The organism is Vibrio sp. M260112, from assembly GCF_036533775.1.
Taxonomy (GTDB): Bacteria; Pseudomonadota; Gammaproteobacteria; order Enterobacterales; family Vibrionaceae; genus Vibrio.
This window is the reverse complement of the sequence record NZ_JATABH010000012.1, coordinates 66,063-88,187: the sequence shown is the minus strand read 5'-3', so window position 1 is coordinate 88,187 and position 22,125 is coordinate 66,063. Positions and strand designations below refer to the sequence as shown.

The following is a 22,125-nucleotide window of genomic DNA, read 5'->3' as shown; positions in this document are numbered from 1 at the left end:
GGAATTAATGAAGAAATCATTCGACGTTATGTAAGACATCAGGAGAAGAAAGAGCGCGTGGAACAGCAACAATTAGCGCTGGACTAAACAAAGGCCCCCTTTTAGGGGGCTCACACAAAGCCACCTTCTTTAGAAGGTGGTAATTTACTCCATTCGACATCTCAATTACATGTCTGGCAAATCTGTCCTGCGCAATTGCACATCGCAAGTTTACTTCTTCAACAAGCCACTTATTCTGATTTTTCGTTTTTGCCAGCTGCGTACAACCGAATAACGCCAAAGGGCTTTGATGCCAAAGTAGCCGGCCATTGCTGAGGCTATGCCACAGATCATGCAGCCTAGTAGGAATGGAGGGCCAATAGTGGTCATCTGGTGGAGAATAAACTCCCAAGAAAGCTCAAAATGAAAGTCTTGAGGTGGGACGTGCATTACCCACGCGCCAATCTTATACGCGAAGTAGAACAAAACGGGCATGGTTACAGGGTTACTGACCCAAACGAGTGCAACAGAGAGGGGTAAGTTCACGCCACACATGATCGCGAGACCTGCTGACATGATCATCTGACTTGGCAGAGGAACAAACGCCATAAATAACCCTACTGCAAAGGCACCGGCGGCTGAACGACGGTTAAGACACCATAGGTTAGGGTTGTAAAGCACGTTGCCAAAAATCTTTAGTGCCTTTTGACGCTTAATTACTTCGTGGTCAGGCATAAAGCGTTTAATAAATTTTCTTGGCATAGGGGAATATGACTCTCTACTTAAATTATTGGACGCTAATTTCGTTCTCTTTGTTAATCACGACTAGCCCTTACTGGTTCAGCATGCCCAGTTGGCATTATATGCTGCTTCCTCTGGCTGTGTTGCTTGCTTCCTTCAAGTATAGAAAAGCCAGATATTGTTCAGGAATAGCCTTAGCGTGTGTCGTCATCCTATTGCACGGCAACTTACTGCGATATCAAACAGAGATGCTTTTTCAAGCAGGTCAGGATATTACCATAATTGCTGATGTTGATAGCCTTTTTAAACCAATAAACTACGGCTTTCAAGGCATAGTTATAGTTAGATCAATCAATGGCCAAGCTTTGACCAGTTTAGCGTGCCCGAAAGTGAGGTTAAAGGGGCCGATCAAGCTAAAACCGAGAGATGTGATTTCAGCCAGTGTAAAAGTGAGTGCAATTTATGGATTGATGAACTCAGTTGGGTTTGATGCTGAGAAATACGCGCTTGAGCAATCGATAGTGGCGTCACTGTCGATAAACAGTAAGCGCAGCTACTATGCCATCACCCGTGAATCACTAAGAACTCGGCTGCTAGATAAAGTCAGCCGCCATCTAGCTAGCCGCGAATTTAGAGGCATGATCTTAGCCGTGATCTTTGGTGTACGTGATGAGATTTCTGCTCAAACCTGGCAGCAACTTAAACAAAGTGGTTTAAGTCACCTGATTTCAATCTCTGGCCTTCATATCGCGATTGTATTTACTTTTGGTTGGTCACTTGGGCTGGTAGCGATGCGAGTGAGCGCTGCGTTACGCTGGACCCCGGTTTTTTTGGGGTTGCTGCTTGCATGGTGCTACGCGTGGTTAGCGGGTTTCTCTATTCCCACTCAACGTGCTTGGTTGATGTGCTGTTTAGTGAGTGTGACGCACTATCGAGCGGGTAGTTTGCCCAGCAGTTATCGTTGGCTTCTTGTATTCGCTTTTCTGGTCGCGATGGAACCATTCTCAGTGTTAAGTCGTAGCTTGTGGATGTCTATGTATGCTGTCGCCATTATCATGCTAAATCGTTCTCTGATAAGGGAGAAGCTAAGCTGGCTCGAGGGTTTATTGAGACTCCAGTTGCTGCTTGTCATTGCTATGGCACCATTAGTGGTTTACCTATATCAGGGACTCAGTATTGGCTCGGTGATTTATAACCTGTTGTTTGTGCCTTGGTTTAGTTTTGTCGTGATGCCTTTAGCCTTTCTCGCTTTGCTTGGCTCGTTGTTGGCAGATAGCACGTCATGGCTATGGTGGGCAGTCGATGGCAGCCTTTTCCCGGTGAGTTGGATGATTGCTAACGCTCATTGGGGATGGCTGGACCTATCAAATACACAGCTAAAGTGGATAATGGTGACGGTGGTGGTAGCGCCTGTGATCATTCTAGTAAGGCGGCGAAACCGTCTGCTAGTATTCGGTGTTATTACCTTGGGTGTCACCGATTGGTCGCCAGCGCCAACATGGAAGTTGACCGCTTTGGATGTTGGCCACGGGCTAGCTATTGTGGTGCAACAAGGGCAGAGTGTGCTTGTTTACGATACGGGAGCGGCCTGGAACAACTCAAGTTTTGCCGAGCAAATTGTCTCTCCTCATATCAGGTATAGTGGTATTGAGAACGTCGATTTTTTGATTCTCAGCCATTTCGATAATGACCATGCCGGTGGTTGGATGGAAATACAAGGTTCTTGGCAACCGGAAAACCTCATCAGTAGTCAACGTCTTGCTGCTGGACAAGAATGCATCGCTGGGAACAAGTGGCAATGGCAAGAGATCGAAATTGAAGCACTGTGGCCGCCAAAGAGTGTCGAGCGTGCCTTTAATGCTCACTCTTGTGTAGTGAGGCTGACGCATACAATACAAGGGCAAAGTGTGCTGCTTACGGGGGATATTGTTTCGGTAACCGAATGGTTGTTGCTACGTCAGGTCGACAATCTTAACGCGGATATTATTGTTGTCCCTCATCATGGCAGCATTACCTCTTCGACTTTGCCGTTTATCAATGCGGTGTCAGCAGACATTGCGATTGCCTCTGTCGGTAAAAAGGGACGGTGGAATTTGCCTAGTCAGCAAGTTGTCCACCGATATGAAAATGCAGGCGCAACATGGCTAGATACCGCCAATGATGGTCAAATTACGGTCGAATTTTATCCAAATTACACCCAGACAAGCGCACTTAGGTGGTTGAAAGGGGGGACTTGGTATAGGCAGATGCTGCGTAAGGGAGTAGAATAACCGCAATATTGTAAAAGAAAAATAAGCATTTCTATGTCTCTGAATCAAGACGAAACTACTTGGCAAACCTTTAAACGCTTGTGGACTTATATTCGCCTATACAAGGCAGGTCTAGCGGTTGCCGTTGTCGCATTGGTCATTAATGCGGTTGCTGATACTTACATGGTCTCTCTGCTTAAACCCCTTCTAGATGAAGGTTTTGGTAACGCAGAATCTAATTTCTTACGCATATTGCCACTGATCATTTTTGGCATGATGGTGATACGCGGTCTAAGTGGCTTTGTCTCGACCTACTGTCTGAGCTGGGTTTCTGGCAATGTGGTGATGGAGATGAGACGTGCGATCTTCAATCAGTTTATGCACATGCCCGTGACCTACTTTGATAAAGAGTCGGCTGGTGGTCTTCTTTCTCGAATTACCTACGACTCTGAACAAGTAGCCGGTGCAACTAGCCGTGCATTGGTCAGTATTGTTCGTGAAGGTGCGAGTATTATTGGTCTCTTGGTACTGATGTTCTGGAACAGTTGGCAGTTGTCACTGGTGCTATTTGTTGTTGCTCCGCTGGTGGCTTGGGGTATTGGTGTCGTTTCGAAGCGTTTCCGTAAGATCTCAAAGAATATGCAGGATGCAATGGGACATGTCACTTCGTCAGCTGAACAGATGCTCAAAGGTCACAAAGTCGTATTGAGCTATGGTGGTCAGAAAATCGAAAGCGAACGCTTTGATGCTGTAAGTAATCAGATGCGCCAGCAGTCGATGAAGTTAGTCGCGGCTCAAGCCATCGCGAACCCAGTGATACAGCTTATCGCTTCAATTGCACTTGTTGTTGTCCTGTTTCTTGCAAGTGTCGATTCTATTCGCTCTGACCTGACTCCAGGCACATTTACCGTAGTCTTTTCTGCTATGTTTGGTCTGATGCGTCCTCTCAAAGCACTGACAAACGTAACGTCTGAATTTCAACGTGGTATGGCAGCCAGCCAGACCTTATTTGCATTAATGGATCTTGAAACCGAGCAAGATAATGGCAAATATCAGGTTGAGCGTGCCCGCGGTGATATTGAAGTGAAGGAAGTCACCTTTACTTACGAAGGCAAAGAAAAACCTGCGTTAGTCGATGTCAGCTTTAAAATTCCTCGAGGAAAAACGGTCGCCTTGGTCGGTCGTTCAGGTTCAGGCAAGAGTACTATCGCAAGCCTGTTTACCCGTTTCTACGATGTTGACTCTGGTAGCATCTGCCTCGATGAGCATGATATTCGTGATTATCAACTTAGTAATCTGCGTTCACACTTCGCGTTAGTTTCGCAAAACGTACACCTGTTTAACGACACTATTGCCAATAACATCGCCTATGCGGCAACAGAGAAATACAGCCGTGAACAGATAGAGCACGCAGCCAAATTGGCTTATGCGATGGACTTTATTGACAAAATGGATGATGGCTTAGATACGGTTATTGGTGAAAATGGTGCCAGCCTATCGGGTGGTCAACGTCAGCGTATCGCGATCGCCCGAGCATTGTTACGTGATGCGCCAGTACTGATTCTAGATGAGGCAACGTCAGCGTTGGATACCGAGTCTGAGAAGGCTATCCAGTCTGCGCTTGATGAACTGCAAAAAGATAAAACGGTATTGGTTATCGCCCACCGACTGTCTACGATCGAAAGCGCAGATGAAATTCTCGTTGTTGATGAAGGTGAGATTGTTGAACGTGGTAGTCATCAAGACTTAATCGAGAAAAACGGTGCTTACGCGCAACTGCATCGTATTCAGTTTGGTGGGTAATCTTGATTGAGAAAATCTGGTTCGAAAACCACCCCGTCAAATATCTCCTATGGCCACTTTTGTGGCCATTAAGCCAGTTGTTTGGGGTTATTAGCCGTTCCCGTCGCATCAAATATCAGTCTAATGTTAAACCAAGCTACCGAGCTCCTGTGCCTGTGGTCGTGGTTGGCAACATTACGGCAGGGGGAAATGGTAAAACTCCGGTCGTGATTTGGTTGGTGGAACAACTACAAGCGTTAGGTTATAAACCAGGTGTGGTTTCTCGTGGCTATGGTGCAAAAGCGCCCTCATACCCATTGGTTGTTGGCGATGATACCCCAACTCAACATTGTGGTGATGAGCCGAAGTTGATTTCTAAGCGAACCGGAGCGCCGGTTGCCGTCTCCCCCAAACGCAGTGAAGCGGTAAACGCCTTGCTTCCTATGGGTGTCGATATCATCATTACTGATGATGGTTTGCAGCATTACGCTCTTGAGAGAGACATTGAAATCGTGGTAGTGGATGGCGTTAGGCGATTTGGCAATGAGTCACTACTGCCTTTGGGGCCATTAAGAGAATCCGTCGCACGTTTGGCTGAAGTCGACCTCATCATCACGAATGGTGGTAAAGCGTTACAAGGCGAAGCGGCCATGACGCTTAAACCAGACCAAGTGATAAACTTAAAAACGGGTCAACGAGCGAATATTTCTTCTATTCGAGAGCAGTTAGTCGCAATGGCAGGAATCGGTCATCCACCAAGGTTTTTTAAGACGTTAGAAAGTTTAGGAGCAAAGCCTACCTACCAACAGGGTTTTGCTGACCATAAAGATTTTGAACCGTCAGAATTAGAGCAACTTGCCAATAAAGGCAAACATCTGATTATGACGGAGAAAGATGCAGTAAAATGCGCGAGCTACGCGAAAGATAATTGGTGGTATCTACCCGTTAGCGCAGTGTTTAGTCCAAGTGATGAAGCGCGTATTTTAAATATGATTAAAGAGGTTAAGGAAAAATATGGATCACCGTCTGCTTGAGATTGTTGCCTGTCCGGTATGTAAAGGTAAGCTTGCGTTCGATAAGGAAAAGCAAGAGTTAGTGTGTAAACTGGATCGTTTAGCCTATCCGATCAAAGAGGGAATCCCTGTGCTTCTTGAACCAGAAGCACGCAATATCTCAATGGACGAGGGCAGATAATGTCATTTACGGTTGTTATCCCAGCACGTTATCAATCGACGCGCCTGCCAGGTAAACCTCTGGCAGACATTGGCGGTAAGCCGATGATTCAATGGGTGTATGAGCAAGCGATCCAAGCTGGTGCAGATAAGGTGATTGTCGCGACAGACGATAGCCGCGTTGAGCACGTTGTTAAAGCGTTTGGTGGTGAAGTATGCATGACTTCGCCAGACCATGAATCGGGTACAGAGCGTCTTGCTGAAGTCGTTGAAAAAATGGCAATTCCTGACGATCACATTATTGTCAATGTTCAGGGTGATGAGCCATTAATCCCACCAAGTATTATCGCTCAAGTTGCACGCAACTTAGCCAGTAGTGCAGCGCCAATGGCGACGCTAGCGGTAGAAATCGACCATGAGTCGGAAGTGTTCAATCCAAACGCGGTAAAAGTGGTGACGGATAAAGACGGGTATGCGATGTACTTTAGCCGTGCAACGATTCCATGGGATCGTGACAATTTTGCTAATGACTCAAAGAGTATCGCGCAACCTTTAATGCGTCATATTGGTATCTATGCTTACCGTGCTGGATTTATCAATACTTACATCAATTGGCAACCTACCGTGCTTGAGAAAATTGAGTGTTTAGAGCAGCTACGAGTGCTTTGGTACGGTGAAAAAATCCATGTGGAAGTTGCTAAAGACGCGCCATCTGCGGGTGTAGATACACCAGAAGATCTTGAAGTGGTGAGAAAAATCATCGCTAACCGATAAAAGAAAAGGCCCGAGGGGCCTTTTTTAACATCTATATTTTCGCGTCATAATCATTTCGTTTTGGACAAGCTCCTAGTATCTCTCTGCGACCACTGTCTTTTAGTTCCTCCAGTTTGACGTCAAATCCCCACAAACGGTACAAGTGTTTTAACACTTCCTCATAGCTGTCATCTAAAGGGATACGATCGTGTGGAACGTATTGTAGAGTGAGTGAACGATCACCACGAACATCTACGTTAAATACCTGAATATTGGGTTCCAGGTTAGACAGATTGTACTGAGAGGCGAGCTTTTCTCTTATCGCTTGATAACCACTGTCATTATGAATGGCGCTCACCTCGATATAATTTTTTCGGTCATCATCGACGATGGCAAAAAGCTTAAAGTCGCGCATCAACTTTGGTGAAAGATACTGACTAATAAAGCTTTCATCTTTAAAGTTTTTCATCGCAAAGTGAACCGCTTCTAACCAATCTGTTCCGGCAAGATCTGGGAACCACTCGCGATCTTCATCGGTCGGCTCTTCGCAAATTCTACGGATGTCGCGGAACATAGCGAATCCGAGTGCGTAGGGGTTAATACCACTGAAATAGGGGCTATTGTATGGCGGTTGTGCGACGACACCAGTATGACTATGCAAGAACTCAAGAATAAAACGGTCGGTGACTAATCCTTCGTCATAGAGATGATTGAGGATCGTATAGTGCCAAAATGTTGCCCACCCTTCATTCATCACTTGGGTTTGTTTCTGTGGGTAGAAGTACTGACTGATCTTACGCACAATGCGCACGATTTCACGTTGCCACGGCTCAAGGAGTGGCGCGTGTTTCTCTATGAAGTACAGGATGTTTTCCTGAGGTTCAGAGGGGAAACGCGCCTTTTCGTTGTCAGGTTCTACCTTTGATTTAGGAACGGTACGCCACAAGTCGTTGACTTGGGATTGTAGGTAGGCTTCGCGCTCTTCTTGGCGAGACTTCTCTTCCGCGATGGAAATTTTCTCAGGGCGCTTGTAGCGGTCAACACCGAAGTTCATCAGCGCATGACAGGAATCCAATAGCGCTTCGACTTCCTTAACTCCATATTTTTGCTCACACTCAGCGATGTAGTTCTTAGCGAACAACAGATAATCGATGATAGAACTTGCGTCCGTCCAAGTCTGGAATAAGTAATTGCCTTTGAAAAACGAGTTGTGACCATAGCAGGCGTGTGCCATGACCAAAGCCTGCATAGTGACGGTATTTTCTTCCATCAAATAGGCAATACAGGGGTTTGAATTAATGACGATTTCGTAAGCAAGGCCCATTTGGCCATGTTTATAGCCTTGCTCGGTTTGAATAAATTTCTTACCAAATGACCAGTGATTATAGTTGATGGGCATACCAATGCTTGAGTAGGCATCCATCATCTGTTCTGAAGTGATCACTTCGATCTGGTTAGGGTAGGCGTCAAGCTTGTAGTGGTCAGCCACTCGCTTAATTTCAACATGGTATTGCTCAAGCAAATCGAACGTCCAGTCTGGACCGTCCGGCAATGCTTTGCTTTTCGTTGGCTTTTTAGTTTTTGTTGTCATACGGCCTCCCTAAGCAGTCTCTTTTCTGAAAAGCTCTCTAAACACTGGGAAAATGTCCTCTACGCTGCGAATATTTTTCATCGCAAAGTTAGGGAAGCTCCCTTCGAGTTTTTCGTACTCATGCCACAAGGTTTGATGTGAACGACGAGTAATTTCGATATAAGAATAATACTGGCAGTGTGGCAGCAAATGTTTGGTCAGTAGTTCGCGACAACGCGGTGAGTCATCGGCCCAGTTATCACCGTCTGAAGCCTGCGCAGCATAGATATTCCATTCACCAACAGGGTAACGTTCAGCGACAATTTCATTCATCAGTTTTAATGCACTTGAAACAATGGTTCCCCCGGTTTCTTGGGAATAGAAAAACTCATGTTCGTCGACCTCTTTAGCCTGAGTATGATGGCGTATAAACACCACATCGACGTTCTCATATGTGCGCGTTAGAAAGAGATAGAGCAAGACATAAAAACGTTTCGCGATGTCTTTCGTCGCTTGGTCCATTGAGCCGGACACGTCCATCAGGCAGAACATCACAGCCTGACTTGAAGGAATAGGGCGGCGTTCGTAGTTTTTAAAGCGTAAGTCGAAGGTATCGATGAAGGGCACAGTTTCAATTCGACGACGCAGATCTTTGATTTCGTTCTGTATACGCTGTTCTTCGAGCATCTGAGCTGGCTCAGACATTTTTACGCGGTCGAGCTCTTCCTCTAACTCACGTAGCATCCTTTTTTTGCCTGCTGTCATGGCGGTACGTCGCGCGAGAGATTGCTGTAGAGATTTGACCACCGCGATATTGGCGGGAACCCCAGCCGTTTGATAACCAGCACGGTGGGTTTTCCATTCTGTGATTTTATTAATCTGATTTTTTTCTAAGTTTGGCAGTTCAAGATCTTCAAATAGGATGTCTAAGTATTCATCTTTAGAAATCTGGAAAACAAAATCATCTTGGCCTTCGCCGTCCGCGCTGGCATCACCCTCTCCGGAACCGCCCCCTTGTCCACCCCCTTTAGGGCGTTCAATTTTGTCCCCGGTGATAAATTGGTCATTACCCGGATGCACGCGTTCTTTTAGGCCGCCTTTGCCTTGATGAAATACAGGCTCTTTGATGTCCTTGTGCGGAATAGCGACATCTTCACCAGTTTCGGTGTTGGTGATTGAACGGCGATTTACTGCATCCGCCACAGACTCTTTAATCTGATCTTTATGGCGGCGCAAAAAGCGCTGGCGGTTTACAGCACTTTTATTTTTGCCGTTCAGTCGTCGGTCAATAAATTGCGCCATGAGTCACCCCTTATCTCATACAAGCCCTGCAACGAGGGCTGGATCAATCTTGCACCTAACACCTGCCAGAATAAAATAGACTGGCAGGTGAAGTACGGGCTAAAACACTGCTGCTATGATGATTTACGTACGCGTAGATACCATTCAGATAGCAAGCGAACTTGCTTCTCTGTGTAGCCCTTTTCCATCATACGGGCGACAAAATCATCGTGTTTCTTCTGATCATCAGAAGAGGTTTTAGTGTTAAAGGAGATAACTGGTAACAGTTCCTCGGTATTGGAGAACATTTTTTTCTCAATCACAGTGCGAAGTTTTTCGTAACTTGTCCAAACTGGATTGGTCCCGTTATTGTTTGCTCGTGCACGAAGCACGAAGTTAACGATTTCATTTCGGAAATCTTTTGGATTACTAATGCCGGCTGTTTTCTCGATTTTTTCTAGCTCATTGTTCAATGCTGATCGATCAAACAATTGCCCTGTCTCTGGATCGCGATACTCTTGGTCTTGAATCCAGAAATCGGCGTAAGTGACATATCGATCGAAGATGTTTTGTCCGTATTCAGAGTAAGACTCTAAGTAAGCGGTCTGAATCTCTTTACCGATAAACTCGACGTAACGTGGCACTAGATAACCTTTTAAGAACTCGAGGTATCGCTCTGCCGTCTCTTGAGGGAACTGTTCACGCTCGATCTGTTGCTCGATTACATAGAAGAGGTGAACGGGGTTTGCCGCCACTTCGGTCTGATCGAAGTTAAAGACGCGCGATAGAATTTTAAAGGCGAAACGGGTTGAAAGACCTGACATGCCTTCATCGACACCTGCGAAATCGCGGTATTCTTGGTAACTTTTCGCTTTTGGATCGGTATCTTTAAGAGTTTCACCATCATAAACGCGCATCTTAGAGAAGATGGACGAGTTTTCAGGCTCTTTTAGACGAGAAAGAATACTGAACTGAGAAAGTAACTCTAAGGTACTTGGTGAACATGGTGCTTTTGACAGTTCCGAGTGGTCGAGTAGTTTTTGGTAAATCTTGACCTCTTCCGATACACGTAGACAGTAAGGCACTTTAACGATGTAAACACGGTCAAGGAATGCTTCATTGTTTTTGTTATTACGGAATGTTTGCCACTCGGATTCGTTTGAGTGAGCGAGTATCATGCCGTCAAATGGTAATGCGGAAAGCCCCTCGGTACCGTTGTAGTTTCCTTCTTGAGTCGCGGTTAAAAGAGGGTGTAGCACCTTGATTGGTGCTTTGAACATCTCGACAAATTCCATCAGGCCTTGGTTAGCACGACACAGTGCACCAGAGTAGCTATAAGCATCAGGGTCATCTTGAGAGAAGTGCTCTAACTGGCGGATATCGACTTTACCCACCAAAGATGAAATATCTTGGTTGTTTTCGTCGCCAGGTTCGGTTTTCGCGATGGCGCGCTGATCTAAAATCGACGGTCTCACTTTAACCACTTTGAACTTAGAAATGTCGCCGCCAAATTCGTGTAAACGCTTCGCTGCCCAAGGTGACATAATCGAGCGGACATAACGCTTCTCAATGCCATACTCTTGTTTAAGTAATTCGCCATCCTCGGTGACATCGAATAAACAGAACGGATGGTCATTGACAGGGCTGCGCACACCGTTAGCGGAAAGTACGTAAATCGGCATATGCTGCATTAATGATTTTAGTTTTTCGGCCAGTGATGATTTACCACCACCTACAGGACCGAGTAAGTACAAAATCTGTTTACGTTCTTCCAAGCCTTGAGCGGCGTGTTTTAGGTAGGAAACTATTTGCTCAATGGCATCTTCCATACCGTAGAAATCTTTAAAGGTCTCGTAACGTGAAATGACCCTATTCGAGAAAATACGACTGAGTTGAGGATTCTGCGCAGTATCAATGACTTGTGGCTCACCGATGGCCATCAATAATCGTTCTGCTGCATTGGCGTAAGCACTTTTATCGTCTTTGCAAAGGCTTAGAAAGTCTTGTAGCGATAGTTCCTCATCCTTGGAGGCTTCGTAGCGTGCTTGGAAATGGTCGAAAATACTCATGGTGAATTCCCCTCTGAACCTGTCAAACCTGACAATAAACCCGCATAGAAAAGCAAATCCTTTCTTTATTAATCCTAGTTGGTCTTTAGAATTTTGCTTAAAAAATATGTGTTTAATTCCAATATGTTTTATCAATATAAAGTTTGATTACTATGCAAAAACCATCGTGGTTAAAAAGCTTTTGTTACACCAATATAGAGGGGGGCATAGAGGGTAGTCCATTGATAGAGAGCGGAGTCACTACCTCTGCGAATATTGGGGTTGCCTACGTGTTCTTAGGGGGATCTCAATCAAATGTAGAAAGGGCCGTTGCTTAGCAACGGCCCTTTTTAAATCAAGCGTTAAAGATTTGCTTTAGTTCATTTGCACACAAATGGTACTGACGAGGGCAGTTGCGCCAGGTGTTTAGCATTCGACGGTATTTGTCCAGCATAGGCATTTGCGCGTTAAAATGATGTTCTCCCTTGCTGAACTGAGGGTATAGCCCTTCAGAATCAACTAGGAAGCGAACGTAGTTAACCAACTGTGCTTCTGATGCTGCATCAAAACCTAAGAAAGTTAGACGACGTTGGTCAACAAGCTTTTGCTCATCTTCCGAGAGCATTTTGTTTGATTCTTGCATCGCATGGTACATTTCCATGATGTCGATAATTTCTCGACACTCTGCGTCAACCAAACAGCCAAAGTCCTTATTGAGTTCGCGCATTTGTAGCTCGTATCCACGTTCCACTATCGTTTGCAAACGTTGATATTTAGCTGCGTTTTCAGGATCCATTTGTGACATCAAATAGTACTGATTCGATAGGATCAAACGTTGAGCGTTGGTCATTTCCATGGTGGCCTCACTAAAATAATCTAATACATTTTTAATGTGCTTAGGTTATCTGTTCCGGATTAACTGAAACATGATCTCAACACATATTTAATATCAAAAGTACAAAGATTGAGTAAGATTTTTTACTTGTCTTGGTGATAGTGATTATAGATATAGTCTCTATCCGAGAAGACGCGCAATAGTTCTGGTTTGAAAACCGTCAACATCGCCAGAGTCATCCCATTAAGTAGACCTTCAGGAAAAGCGAGCAGAGGGGTAAACACGAGGTAGTTATCGTAAATCGTGACCCAATCATAGTCAGTTACTGCAAGCAGATAATAGGCATTGATGAGTAGATGGGCTGTGCCAGTCACGCATCCATTGAGAAAGCCAGCGATAAAGATAAACACAAAAATGTTACGCGGGAGGAAACGGTAACTAGCCAGAAATAATAGATAGCTAATGAGAATTGGAAGTAAACAAGACAACAGTATGAACTGTGGTAGCTGGTAAAAGGATAGTTCGCCAAACAGCGCCATTAATGCACAAACGACCATCGAGATAGCGTAGGCACTGCGCCAGCCATACATTAGAGTCAGAACGGTCAATCCGAGAAAATGAATAGAGAGACCTTCTTTTATTCCTGCGTCGGCAGACCAAAGAAGGTAAAAAGCAAACACAACGCCGAAAGTGACGTGCTGAAAGGTTCGTTCGCTAGTTAGCTTCGGCACTAATACTTGCATGATATCTCTCCAGACAAAAAAGCAGGAAAACAGTACTAGCGAAAGAGCAAACAGTTGATTCAGCGCCACGGAAACCTCAAAAAATACCAACCTTGTGTAAGGTTGGTATTTTTTACGAATTTCTTAACGAGTGGTATCAGTATTTAACGTTTGAGTGATACTGCTCAAGGATTGATACTATCTTGTCCATCGTCTCTTTTGAAGGAGGGTTAGTTCCTTCCAACGGGTATTCAATACCAAGGGCTTCCCATTTATGAGCGCCAAGCTTGTGATATGGCAGTAACTCAACCTTTTCGATGTTGTCCATATCTTTAATGAAATCGCCCAGCATATGTGCGGCTTCTTCATCATCGGTATAACCAGGAACTACTACATAGCGAATCCACGTTTTCTGTCCAATTTTATGCAGGTAGCGAGCAAAATCTAATGTACGTTTGTTAGATACGCCGATGAAGTCATGATGGATTTCATCTTTCATATGCTTAAGGTCAAGCATAACCAAGTCAGTCGCATCCAACACTTCATCAATAACTTCAGTATGTTTGCGGATATAACCATTGGTATCGAGACAAGTGTGGATACCTTCTGCTTTGGCAGCACGGAAGAAATCTCGCACGAATTCAGGTTGTAGCATGGCTTCGCCACCTGAACAGGTCACACCACCGCCGGAAGCATTCATAAAGTGTCGGTATGACTTCGCCTCGTTGATGATCTCCTCAACGGTCACTTCTTTACCGTCGTGAGTATCCCAAGTGTCTCGGTTGTGACAGTACATACAACGCATTAAGCAACCTTGCAGAAAGACGATAAAACGAATTCCTGGTCCATCTACTGTTCCGCAAGATTCAAAAGAATGAATACGACCGATTGTTGACATGAGCTCATCTCGTATTAGTAATTTGGCCGTTATTTTATTACAAATGGTAGGGATAAAATAGGTTTTCCGAACCTAGCTAACAAGAAAAGCTGAAATAAGAAAAAAACCGTTTCTTTGCTAAGATTTATGTTATAAAAATGTTATTGGTAACAATTGAGTCAATAACAACTAATAACAACAGTCAGGCAAAGTATTTTACATCTGTTTGATGTTAAGGGATTTTATATGGATATGCTTGCGCTCTCTCAAAAACAGAAAGTCACACTGTTTTTGATTGTTTTAACGATCGGATTCGCTTTTCTAGCCTTTTTTACTTCAGAAAGATTGTCAAAAATGAAGAGTCAATATCAAAGCAGTGCAGATATTGGTTCGGGGTCTCTGGCCATTTATCAGACCCAAAGTCGTATTCTTACGCTTGGTGGAACACTGGATAGCATGACGGGTGACAAGGTTGCAACGACCAAGACCCGTATTGAAGATATCGTTATGGCAATCAGCGATAACGCCAAGTTCCTCAAACAAGTTGGGCTGGTATCACAAGGTGAACAATTAACCCAAAGTGTCATGGACTTTAAAAGTGCCGTTACGCCTTGGTTAACATTGAAGCAAGAGTTGGGATTCAATATCGACGAAGGCAAGCTGGGGCAGATGAAGCAGACTGCGACCATCATCGAACAAAAAATCGCAGAAACCGGTATGGTGACGCTTAATTCTGATTTTCAGGCGATGGTAAAAGCGCAACAAAACTACTTATTGCAACCCTCTGAAGATAATTTGAAATTGTTCAATCGAGCGATGGCGAGCTTCGAAAGCATGTCCAATGTTTACGCGATGCTTGAGCTTTATGAAAAAGAAATTGAGCAGTACAAACAGGCTTTTGTGAGAGTGAGTGAGTTATCTCAACAACTTGGCTCGGTTGAGAAGCAGCTTGATGCTGCAAAAGTTAAGATGACGCGTTTGATTGGTGAGATTACCAATGAGCTGGGCGGGATTGGATCTCGTTATCAAAACGTAGCAGAAACGACGTCGACACAAACCTTGTGGTCTATTTTGGTTGCGTGTGTTGTGTTAGCGATCTTTACCATTGCAATTTTTGCTATGCAGAGTGCATCCATGTCACGCTCCTTGAATCGTACCAAAGAGATACTCAATAGCGTTTCTAAGGGCGACTTTTCCCAGCGAATGATTCTTTCCAAAAACCCGAACGATGAATTTAATCAGTTAGCATCAAGCATCAACCAGAGCTGTACAAATTTGGGTGAACTGGTTTCAGGCGTTCAAAGCAGCAGTTTGGCGCTATCGGGCAACGCGGCTGAACTCAATCAAGGATTAGACCTTCTTGCGCATCACCAGTCTGAGGTGCTCGGTCAGACTCAATTGCTGGCTTCGGCGACAGAAGAGGTGAGCGTGACCACTCAAGAAGTCTCCAACTCACTTGAGTTTGTTGCGGATATTAGCCGATCTTCAACCGATGCAGCGGAAGAAGGCGCTAAGGTTATCAGTGCTGCGATAGGTTCGATTGAAGAAGTAGGTGCCATAATGACGGCGGCTGCCGGACACATTCAGCAGTTGGAAGAGGCGTCAGCAAAAGTTGACTCAGTGATGGATATCATCAATGGCATTGCCGAACAAACCAATCTACTGGCGCTTAATGCGGCGATTGAGGCTGCGAGGGCAGGGGAACAAGGGCGAGGGTTTGCCGTTGTTGCGGATGAAGTGCGTAGTCTGGCTGTACGAACGGTTGATGCGGTCTCTGAAATTTCAGGCACCATTGACACGATGAAGAAAGAGAGTGCGGAAGTGATTCAATACATAGGTCAGTCTGAATCCTCAATGATCGCTGGTCGTGAGCGAGGTCAGGAAGCCATGAACGCGCTGAAAATGATCACTGACAAAACCAACGAGGCGTCGCATCAAACGGAAGTTATTTTTGCTTCAATTAGAGAGTTGGCCACAACCAGTCAGTCGATGGCGGATAACATGACGCAAATCTCAACGGCGATGAAAGAGCTTGAACAAAATAACGATCAGCTAAGAAAAGTCAGTGGGGTTGTTGAAGAGCGATCAGGCAGCCTCAATCAAGACTGCCTCAAGTTTACGATCTAATCGCGTTTAGAAGAACGCGTAGAGTGAAAGGGCGCCGGTTCCGTATATCGATTCCGGTGCCTCTTTGTAATCGGGAGTTTTCGCGGTTGCAGTTAAGCTCGCGCCGAAACTTTGGTTATACCAAGCGAAGCCTGCGACTGCTGTTGCTTGATTGTTTTCCAGTGTAACGTCGTAGATACTCGGATTCTGACCGTTTTTAACCGCATATTCAGTCACACCTGAACGCTCGCCTTCAATCGTAATGTCATTGAATCGGTAGCGTGCTTCGATACCAGTGAAGACAAACCAGCCACCCTGTGAACCACCAATCATACCGGCACGGAACGGGTTCTCGTTGTCAATGTTTGCCGCCCCCATGTTGCCGCCTAAATCTGAGCCCCAACGGAACATAAATCCCGTGGAAACATCACTGCGGAAGTTACCTGCATTGACTTCAGAGACATTGGAAATTTCTAAGTCTGTATTGGCAATTGCTCGCTGACGCCATAAGTTGAAGTGCGACAGATACCCGACGCTACCAACGAATTTATCGTCAACCTGATATGCCCAACCTCTTGGTTGATCTGAGCCGGTGATGCCGTGAACGATATCTTGTGCTTGATCGGCCAGAGAGCTCTCGCCAGTGGTACCGAGTGTGAGGTTAAAACGCTGAGCTTGTTGAGGGTGCAAACTAATATAGTTGAACTCAGTGTGCAGAAACCCTGCGTACGGTCGGTCATTGACCATAGGCGCGGTCGCTTCAATATCCGAAGGCGTGTACATCTTATGACCAAGGGTGAATTCAAACTTGTCGAGTGAAGCACCGCCCCAGAAAGAGAGACTCAAAGGGCTGAAGATAGGATAAGGCGTAATGCCCCCTGTTGTGTAGCTCAGAAACAGACCGTTGGTGTAGTCTTGGTCGACACCGAAGATACCATCGTTGTCGATAGAGAATGAAAGGGTCGATCTGTCAGAGGCGATACTACTTGCAGAAGCCAGTAGCAGAGGCAGTAAAATTATGCGGTTTAACTTCATGTGTCTGTGCTTAACTCAATTAGATGTCTGATAATACAAGATTAATCGATACAAATGTTAGCAATTAACATACAAGAGAGATGAACTGTGCACCGTATCGCTGATTTATCGGTGATAAATTGACAGAAAAAATAAAGCCCCGCAATTTAGCGGGGCTTCGTCAATCATTTAGCTGAGAATTATAGAGACTCAGTAAATGTACGTGCGATTACGTCTTGTTGTTGCTCTGTAGTTAGAGAGTTGAAACGTACAGCGTAACCAGATACACGGATTGTCAACTGAGGGTATTTCTCAGGGTGCTTAACTGCGTCTTCTAGAGTTTCACGGTTAAGTACGTTCACGTTTAGGTGCTGACCGCCTTCGATGCCTGCTTCATGGTGGAAGTAACCATCCATTAGACCTGCTAGGTTAGCACGTTGTGATGCTTCTTCTTTACCTAGTGCGTTTGGCACGATAGAGAAGGTGTAAGAGATACCGTCTTTTGCGTGAGCAAATGGTAGTTTACCTACAGATGTTAGAGATGCTACCGCACCTTTCTCATCACGACCGTGCATTGGGTTTGCACCTGGAGCAAATGGAGCACCTGCGCGACGACCATCTGGAGTGTTACCCGTCTTCTTACCGTATACCACGTTTGAAGTGATAGTCAGGATAGACTGAGTTGGGATTGCATCACGGTAAGTCTTAAGCTTACGGATCTTGTTCATGAACACTTCTACTAGTTCACAAGCAATGTCATCTACGCGAGCATCGTTGTTACCAAATTTAGGGTAGTCGCCTTCGATTTCGAAGTCGATTGCTACGCCATCTTCATCACGGATAGGTTTAACTCTCGCGTGCTTAATTGCAGATAGTGAGTCAGCTGCAACAGATAGACCAGCGATACCACAAGCCATAGTACGACGAACGTCACGGTCATGTAGAGCCATTAGTGCAGCTTCGTAGCTGTACTTGTCGTGCATGAAGTGGATAGAGTTCAGTGCAGTCACGTACTGCTTAGCTAGCCAATCCATGAAGTGGTCAAGTTTGCCCCATACGTCGTCGAAGTCTAGAACTTCGTCAGTGATCTTAGGCATTGCTGGACCAACTTGGATCTTCAGCTTCTCATCCACACCACCGTTGATTACGTATAGTAGTGTCTTAGCAAGGTTTGCACGAGCACCGAAGAACTGCATGTGTTTACCAATGATCATTGGTGATACACAACATGCGATAGCGTAGTCATCAGATTCGAAATCTGGACGCATTAGATCGTCGTTTTCGTACTGGATAGAAGAAGTGTCGATAGAAACTTTCGCACAGAACTTCTTGAAGCCATCAGGTAGTTTCTCAGACCAAAGTACAGTGATGTTTGGCTCTGGAGAAGGACCCATAGTGTATAGAGAGTTTAGGAAACGGAAGTTAGTACGTGTAACTAGTGTACGACCGTCAAGGCCCATACCACCCATAGACTCAGTAGCCCAGATTGGGTCGCCAGAGAATAGGTCATCGTACTCAGGAGTACGTAGGAAACGAACCATACGTAGCTTCATTACGAAGTGGTCGATCATTTCCTGAGCTTCTACTTCAGTGATCTTACCTTCAGCGATGTCACGCTCGATGTAGATGTCTAGGAACGTAGAAGTACGACCCAGAGACATAGCAGCACCGTTTTGTGATTTAACTGCGGCTAGGTAACCGAAGTAAGTCCACTGGATAGCTTCTTGAGCTGTTTCAGCAGGACGAGAAATGTCGAAACCGTATTTCTCAGCCATAACTTTCATTTGGCTAAGTGCACGGTGCTGCTCAGCGATCTCTTCGCGAAGCTGCATTGTCATTTGAAGATCTTCTCCGTTCTCAAAACGCTCTTGTAGAGACTTGAATTGAGCCAGTTTGTCCTTCATTAAGTAGTCGATACCGTATAGAGCAACACGACGGTAGTCACCGATGATACGACCACGACCGTAAGCATCAGGCAGACCAGTTAGAACACCTGACTTACGACAAGCTAGGATGTCTGGAGTGTAGATATCAAATACACCAGCGTTGTGTGTTTTACGGTACTCAGTGTAGATTTTAGAGATTGCTGGATCTAGCTCGCGGTCGTACGCTTTGCAAGAACCTTCAACCATACGGATACCACCGTTAGGGATGATAGCACGCTTAAGAGGGGCATCAGTTTGAAGACCAACGATAGTTTCTAGGTCTTTCTCGATGTAGCCTGCATCGTGAGCAGTGATGGTAGAGATAAGGTCAGTATCGAAATCAACAGGTGCGTGAGTTGAGTTCTCAATCTTGATACCTTCCATTACCTTAGCCCAAAGCTTGTTTGTTGCTTCAGTACCTTCAGAAACTAGGAAAGATTCGTCGCCTTCATACGGTGCGTAGTTCTTTTGAATAAAATCGCGAACGTTTACTTCGTTTTGCCAATCACCTGCAGCAAAACCTTCCCAAGCTTTAGCAAATTGCTCTGCCATGACATACCTACCTTTTTAGTAGAAAAAACACGTACCTATCAAACCGTTGAGCCAGTTTGAGTCCCAAAACTGGGATGGTACACTCTTATGAATAACAATATGTATAGTCTTTAAAGTTGCTTACCGAAAGGGCATAAAACTATAAATATTGTCACTACTTTTTACATGGTGTCTTATTAACTTGGTTTCAAGGATAAACTAAAAAAATTTTGCAAACCTTAAACTAAATCAATAAATGCTCGTTTGTTTAAATTATTTTTTAAAAAATAACTTGTCACTAAAAAAAAGTTGAGAGCCGAGGCCGGCTCTCAACATCTGTTTGCATTATAGGAACGCTGCGATGCCGTATTGGCCTTCAAGCATACCTACTGCAAGCATAGCGATCAGACAGATAACCAGCACGCCTACTGGGATCACGATCTTATCGACGAACGATAGACGAGCTGCGCGTTCTTTATCACCAATCAGACCGTTGTTATCAAGTAGCATGGTTAGTGCCCAAGCTAATACAGGGTTAACAACAGCCGAGCCGAAGATACAGATACCTGCAGCTTGAGAGTCCTTAGAATCTTTAACCATTTGCATACCCGCTTCAAGTAGCGGAAGTGAGACACCGACAAGAAGAGCAACACGCATTACTGGAGGCCATACAGCGATATCCATAGGGAAACCAAGAATCGCAATGATCATAACCAACAAACCTAGCAAAATCGCACCAGCAGGAATAGGGCGCTTAGCGATGGCAGCTGGGATCATGTAAGTACCCCAAGATGATGTGATGTTACCACCACCCACTGCTGTACCTACCATCTGACGAATTGAACACATTGTCATAGTGTCATCTACGTCCATCAGTACTTTTTCAGTCTTTTTAGGGTAGTTCAGTTCTTGGAAGATACGGTGACCTAGGAAGTCAGGTGACCACATAGCAACCGCTAGAATGGCAAACGGAAGTGATGCAATAAAGTGTTCCATGTTTGGTAGACCAAGCATCCAACCTTGCTCTGTGCTGCCCCACCAGTAAACTGGGTTTAGGTTTGGAAGACCAGTTTCAGTCACGAACTTAATATCGAAGCCAGCACCAAGTACAAGCGCAATCACTAGACCAGTAAATGCACAAACAGGGATAGCCAACCAACGCTTGTTCACTTTAGCTAGGAAAGCATACAGCGCAATAGTGACGGCAAGTACGATAAGGCCAACATAGCCCATGCTACCAGCGGAAACCGTGTCAGACTGAAGACCCACAGCCCATGTCTGAATAGAGTTGATTTGGCTCATAGTACCGGTCAGACCGAGGAAGATCAGTAGGCCACCGGCCGTACCTTCTGAAGTCAGGTTGACCAACTTGGAGCCACCTTTTAGGAAACTCAGAAGTAAGCCAAAGATACCAATTAGGATAGCCAATGCAAGAGGGTGCGCACCTGCTAATGCGATGGTGCCGATAAGAGGGATCATTGGGCCGTGGTTACCGGCAAGGTTTGCTTTCGGGTTGATGAAACCAGAAGCGAGAACACAGAACAGTAATGCTGGGATCAGCATTTCTACTCGAGCCACTTCGATAGCAAACTCTTTGCCAAGGTTAACGTGGTCCCAAGCAGCGGTTAGACCTTCAGCCCAAGACATCATTACCGCAGAGTACATCGCGATAATACCAATAGTACCGGCTAGAGCGGGTACCAAGTCTTCAAGCTCAAAGCGGAAATCACGACCAGGCAGGTTTAATCCGAAGCGGCGTGGCTTCATGATTTGCAGTTCGTGGTCTAGGTAGTCTGAACGGCTTTCAAACTCAGAAGCTGGGCGGTGCAGCTCTTGATAGCTCTTGTTTTCGATATCCGAATCAGAGTGCGGTTTATTGACTGCGTCTGACATAGATTCCTCATATTCTAAATAGTTAGTAAATCTGCGAAGAGGGACCAGATTATTGTTCTGAGACGGTCCGCTCTGTAAAAACCTGGTTTAGCTTCCTGCAATTGAATCCCGGCCTACCTCGCTGTAGCTCATGCTTGATGTGCTAAAGCATAGAGGATTTATTGCGAAAAGTACCTCTATTGAGACTTTTAGCATTGAGGCGAGTTTAACTTGCTAACCCTAAAGAGTGATTGATTTAGATCACTTTATGAAAGGTTGTGAAAGAAAACTACACAAGCTGCAATTAGTTGCGAGCTTGTAATCAGTTTCACTGAAATAAAATTTCATAACGTAAGGTTTACTAGCGACCTCAACCCTTTACGAGTTGAAGGCGAATGGGGTAAAGATCGTTTATTGAGTTAGATCTTGTTTTTATAAAAATGTTAATACTGACAATTTGGATATTATCTGTATTGTCGGGCGTTTTATGCGAAATATGGAGCGCTTTTAACTATTAAATGCATTATTAATCATATAAAGTGGCTATATATTGCTGATTTATAGGTTAATAATTTGTTGCAACTTGCTCAGGGGAGTGCTAGTTTGTACCGCAATGTGGGTGGAACCCAGCAGTCAACCAATCGTGAATACTATTAATGATTGGTCAT

The 22,125-nt window shown here is 45.0% G+C and carries 16 protein-coding genes and 1 pseudogene; 7 read left to right on the top strand and 10 right to left on the bottom strand.

The window, feature by feature from the left end:
* A pseudogene (locus QTN95_RS08055) lies at positions 1–87 on the top strand (IS200/IS605 family transposase); the annotation flags it as partial.
* A 123-nt stretch (positions 88–210) separates the two neighbouring features.
* Here the strand turns inward: QTN95_RS08055 and QTN95_RS08050 are convergent.
* On the bottom strand, positions 211–741 hold the full coding sequence (locus QTN95_RS08050; protein WP_138973319.1) for a DUF2062 domain-containing protein: 531 nt from the start codon (positions 739–741) through the stop codon (positions 211–213).
* Positions 742–749: 8 nt separating this feature from the next.
* Here QTN95_RS08050 and QTN95_RS08045 point away from each other — a divergent pair, with 8 nt between their 5' ends.
* The 5 genes from QTN95_RS08045 to kdsB are packed head-to-tail and all read left to right on the top strand — an operon-like array spanning position 750 to position 6,697.
* Complete coding sequence (locus QTN95_RS08045) at positions 750–2,990, top strand: DNA internalization-related competence protein ComEC/Rec2 (protein ID WP_331417082.1); 2,241 nt, start codon at positions 750–752, stop codon at positions 2,988–2,990.
* Between the two features lie 33 nt (positions 2,991–3,023).
* On the top strand, positions 3,024–4,772 hold the full coding sequence (gene msbA / locus QTN95_RS08040) for a lipid A ABC transporter ATP-binding protein/permease MsbA (protein ID WP_331417081.1): 1,749 nt from the start codon (positions 3,024–3,026) through the stop codon (positions 4,770–4,772).
* Between the two features lie 2 nt (positions 4,773–4,774).
* On the top strand, positions 4,775–5,785 hold the full coding sequence (gene lpxK, locus QTN95_RS08035) for a tetraacyldisaccharide 4'-kinase (protein WP_331417080.1): 1,011 nt from the start codon (positions 4,775–4,777) through the stop codon (positions 5,783–5,785).
* Positions 5,766–5,945, top strand: coding sequence for a Trm112 family protein (locus QTN95_RS08030; protein ID WP_138973315.1), 180 nt, complete (start codon positions 5,766–5,768; stop codon positions 5,943–5,945). Before lpxK ends, QTN95_RS08030 begins: the two co-directional genes overlap by 20 nt.
* Positions 5,945–6,697: a 3-deoxy-manno-octulosonate cytidylyltransferase gene (kdsB, locus tag QTN95_RS08025; protein WP_331417079.1), complete on the top strand. Its 753-nt coding sequence runs from the start codon at positions 5,945–5,947 to the stop codon at positions 6,695–6,697. Before QTN95_RS08030 ends, kdsB begins: the two co-directional genes overlap by 1 nt.
* A gap of 31 nt (positions 6,698–6,728) precedes the next feature.
* On the opposite strand, the gene QTN95_RS08020 is transcribed toward kdsB, so the two are convergent.
* The 6 genes from QTN95_RS08020 to pflA all read right to left on the bottom strand — a co-directional run bounded on the left by QTN95_RS08020 (position 6,729) and on the right by pflA (position 14,030).
* On the bottom strand, positions 6,729–8,267 hold the full coding sequence (locus QTN95_RS08020) for a SpoVR family protein (protein WP_331417078.1): 1,539 nt from the start codon (positions 8,265–8,267) through the stop codon (positions 6,729–6,731).
* Between the two features lie 9 nt (positions 8,268–8,276).
* On the bottom strand, positions 8,277–9,548 hold the full coding sequence (locus QTN95_RS08015; protein ID WP_331417077.1) for a YeaH/YhbH family protein: 1,272 nt from the start codon (positions 9,546–9,548) through the stop codon (positions 8,277–8,279).
* Positions 9,549–9,661: 113 nt separating this feature from the next.
* On the bottom strand, positions 9,662–11,596 hold the full coding sequence (locus QTN95_RS08010; RefSeq protein WP_331417076.1) for a PrkA family serine protein kinase: 1,935 nt from the start codon (positions 11,594–11,596) through the stop codon (positions 9,662–9,664).
* Positions 11,597–11,930: 334 nt separating this feature from the next.
* Positions 11,931–12,431, bottom strand: a complete 501-nt coding sequence (locus QTN95_RS08005) for a YfbU family protein (protein ID WP_138973310.1) — start codon at positions 12,429–12,431, stop codon at positions 11,931–11,933.
* 122 nt (positions 12,432–12,553) lie between these two features.
* Positions 12,554–13,222 carry an energy-coupling factor ABC transporter permease gene (locus QTN95_RS08000; protein ID WP_443088863.1) on the bottom strand — a complete coding sequence of 223 codons (669 nt, stop codon included), beginning with the start codon at positions 13,220–13,222 and terminating at the stop codon, positions 12,554–12,556.
* A gap of 67 nt (positions 13,223–13,289) precedes the next feature.
* Positions 13,290–14,030, bottom strand: coding sequence for a pyruvate formate lyase 1-activating protein (gene pflA, locus QTN95_RS07995; RefSeq protein ID WP_138973308.1), 741 nt, complete (start codon positions 14,028–14,030; stop codon positions 13,290–13,292).
* Positions 14,031–14,255: 225 nt separating this feature from the next.
* Between pflA and QTN95_RS07990 the strand changes: the two genes are divergently transcribed.
* Positions 14,256–16,136 carry a methyl-accepting chemotaxis protein gene (locus QTN95_RS07990; RefSeq protein WP_331417074.1) on the top strand — a complete coding sequence of 627 codons (1,881 nt, stop codon included), beginning with the start codon at positions 14,256–14,258 and terminating at the stop codon, positions 16,134–16,136.
* Between the two features lie 6 nt (positions 16,137–16,142).
* Here QTN95_RS07990 and QTN95_RS07985 read toward each other — a convergent pair whose 3' ends face one another.
* The 3 genes from QTN95_RS07985 to QTN95_RS07975 form a co-directional block, all read right to left on the bottom strand.
* Positions 16,143–17,150 carry a lipid A deacylase LpxR family protein gene (locus QTN95_RS07985; protein WP_331417073.1) on the bottom strand — a complete coding sequence of 336 codons (1,008 nt, stop codon included), beginning with the start codon at positions 17,148–17,150 and terminating at the stop codon, positions 16,143–16,145.
* 179 nt (positions 17,151–17,329) lie between these two features.
* On the bottom strand, positions 17,330–19,606 hold the full coding sequence (pflB, locus tag QTN95_RS07980) for a formate C-acetyltransferase (protein ID WP_331417072.1): 2,277 nt from the start codon (positions 19,604–19,606) through the stop codon (positions 17,330–17,332).
* Between the two features lie 324 nt (positions 19,607–19,930).
* Positions 19,931–21,478 (bottom strand): DUF3360 family protein, encoded by a 1,548-nt coding sequence (locus QTN95_RS07975; RefSeq protein ID WP_331417071.1) that lies wholly within the window; start codon positions 21,476–21,478, stop codon positions 19,931–19,933.
* Between the last annotated feature and the right edge of the window lie 647 nt (positions 21,479–22,125).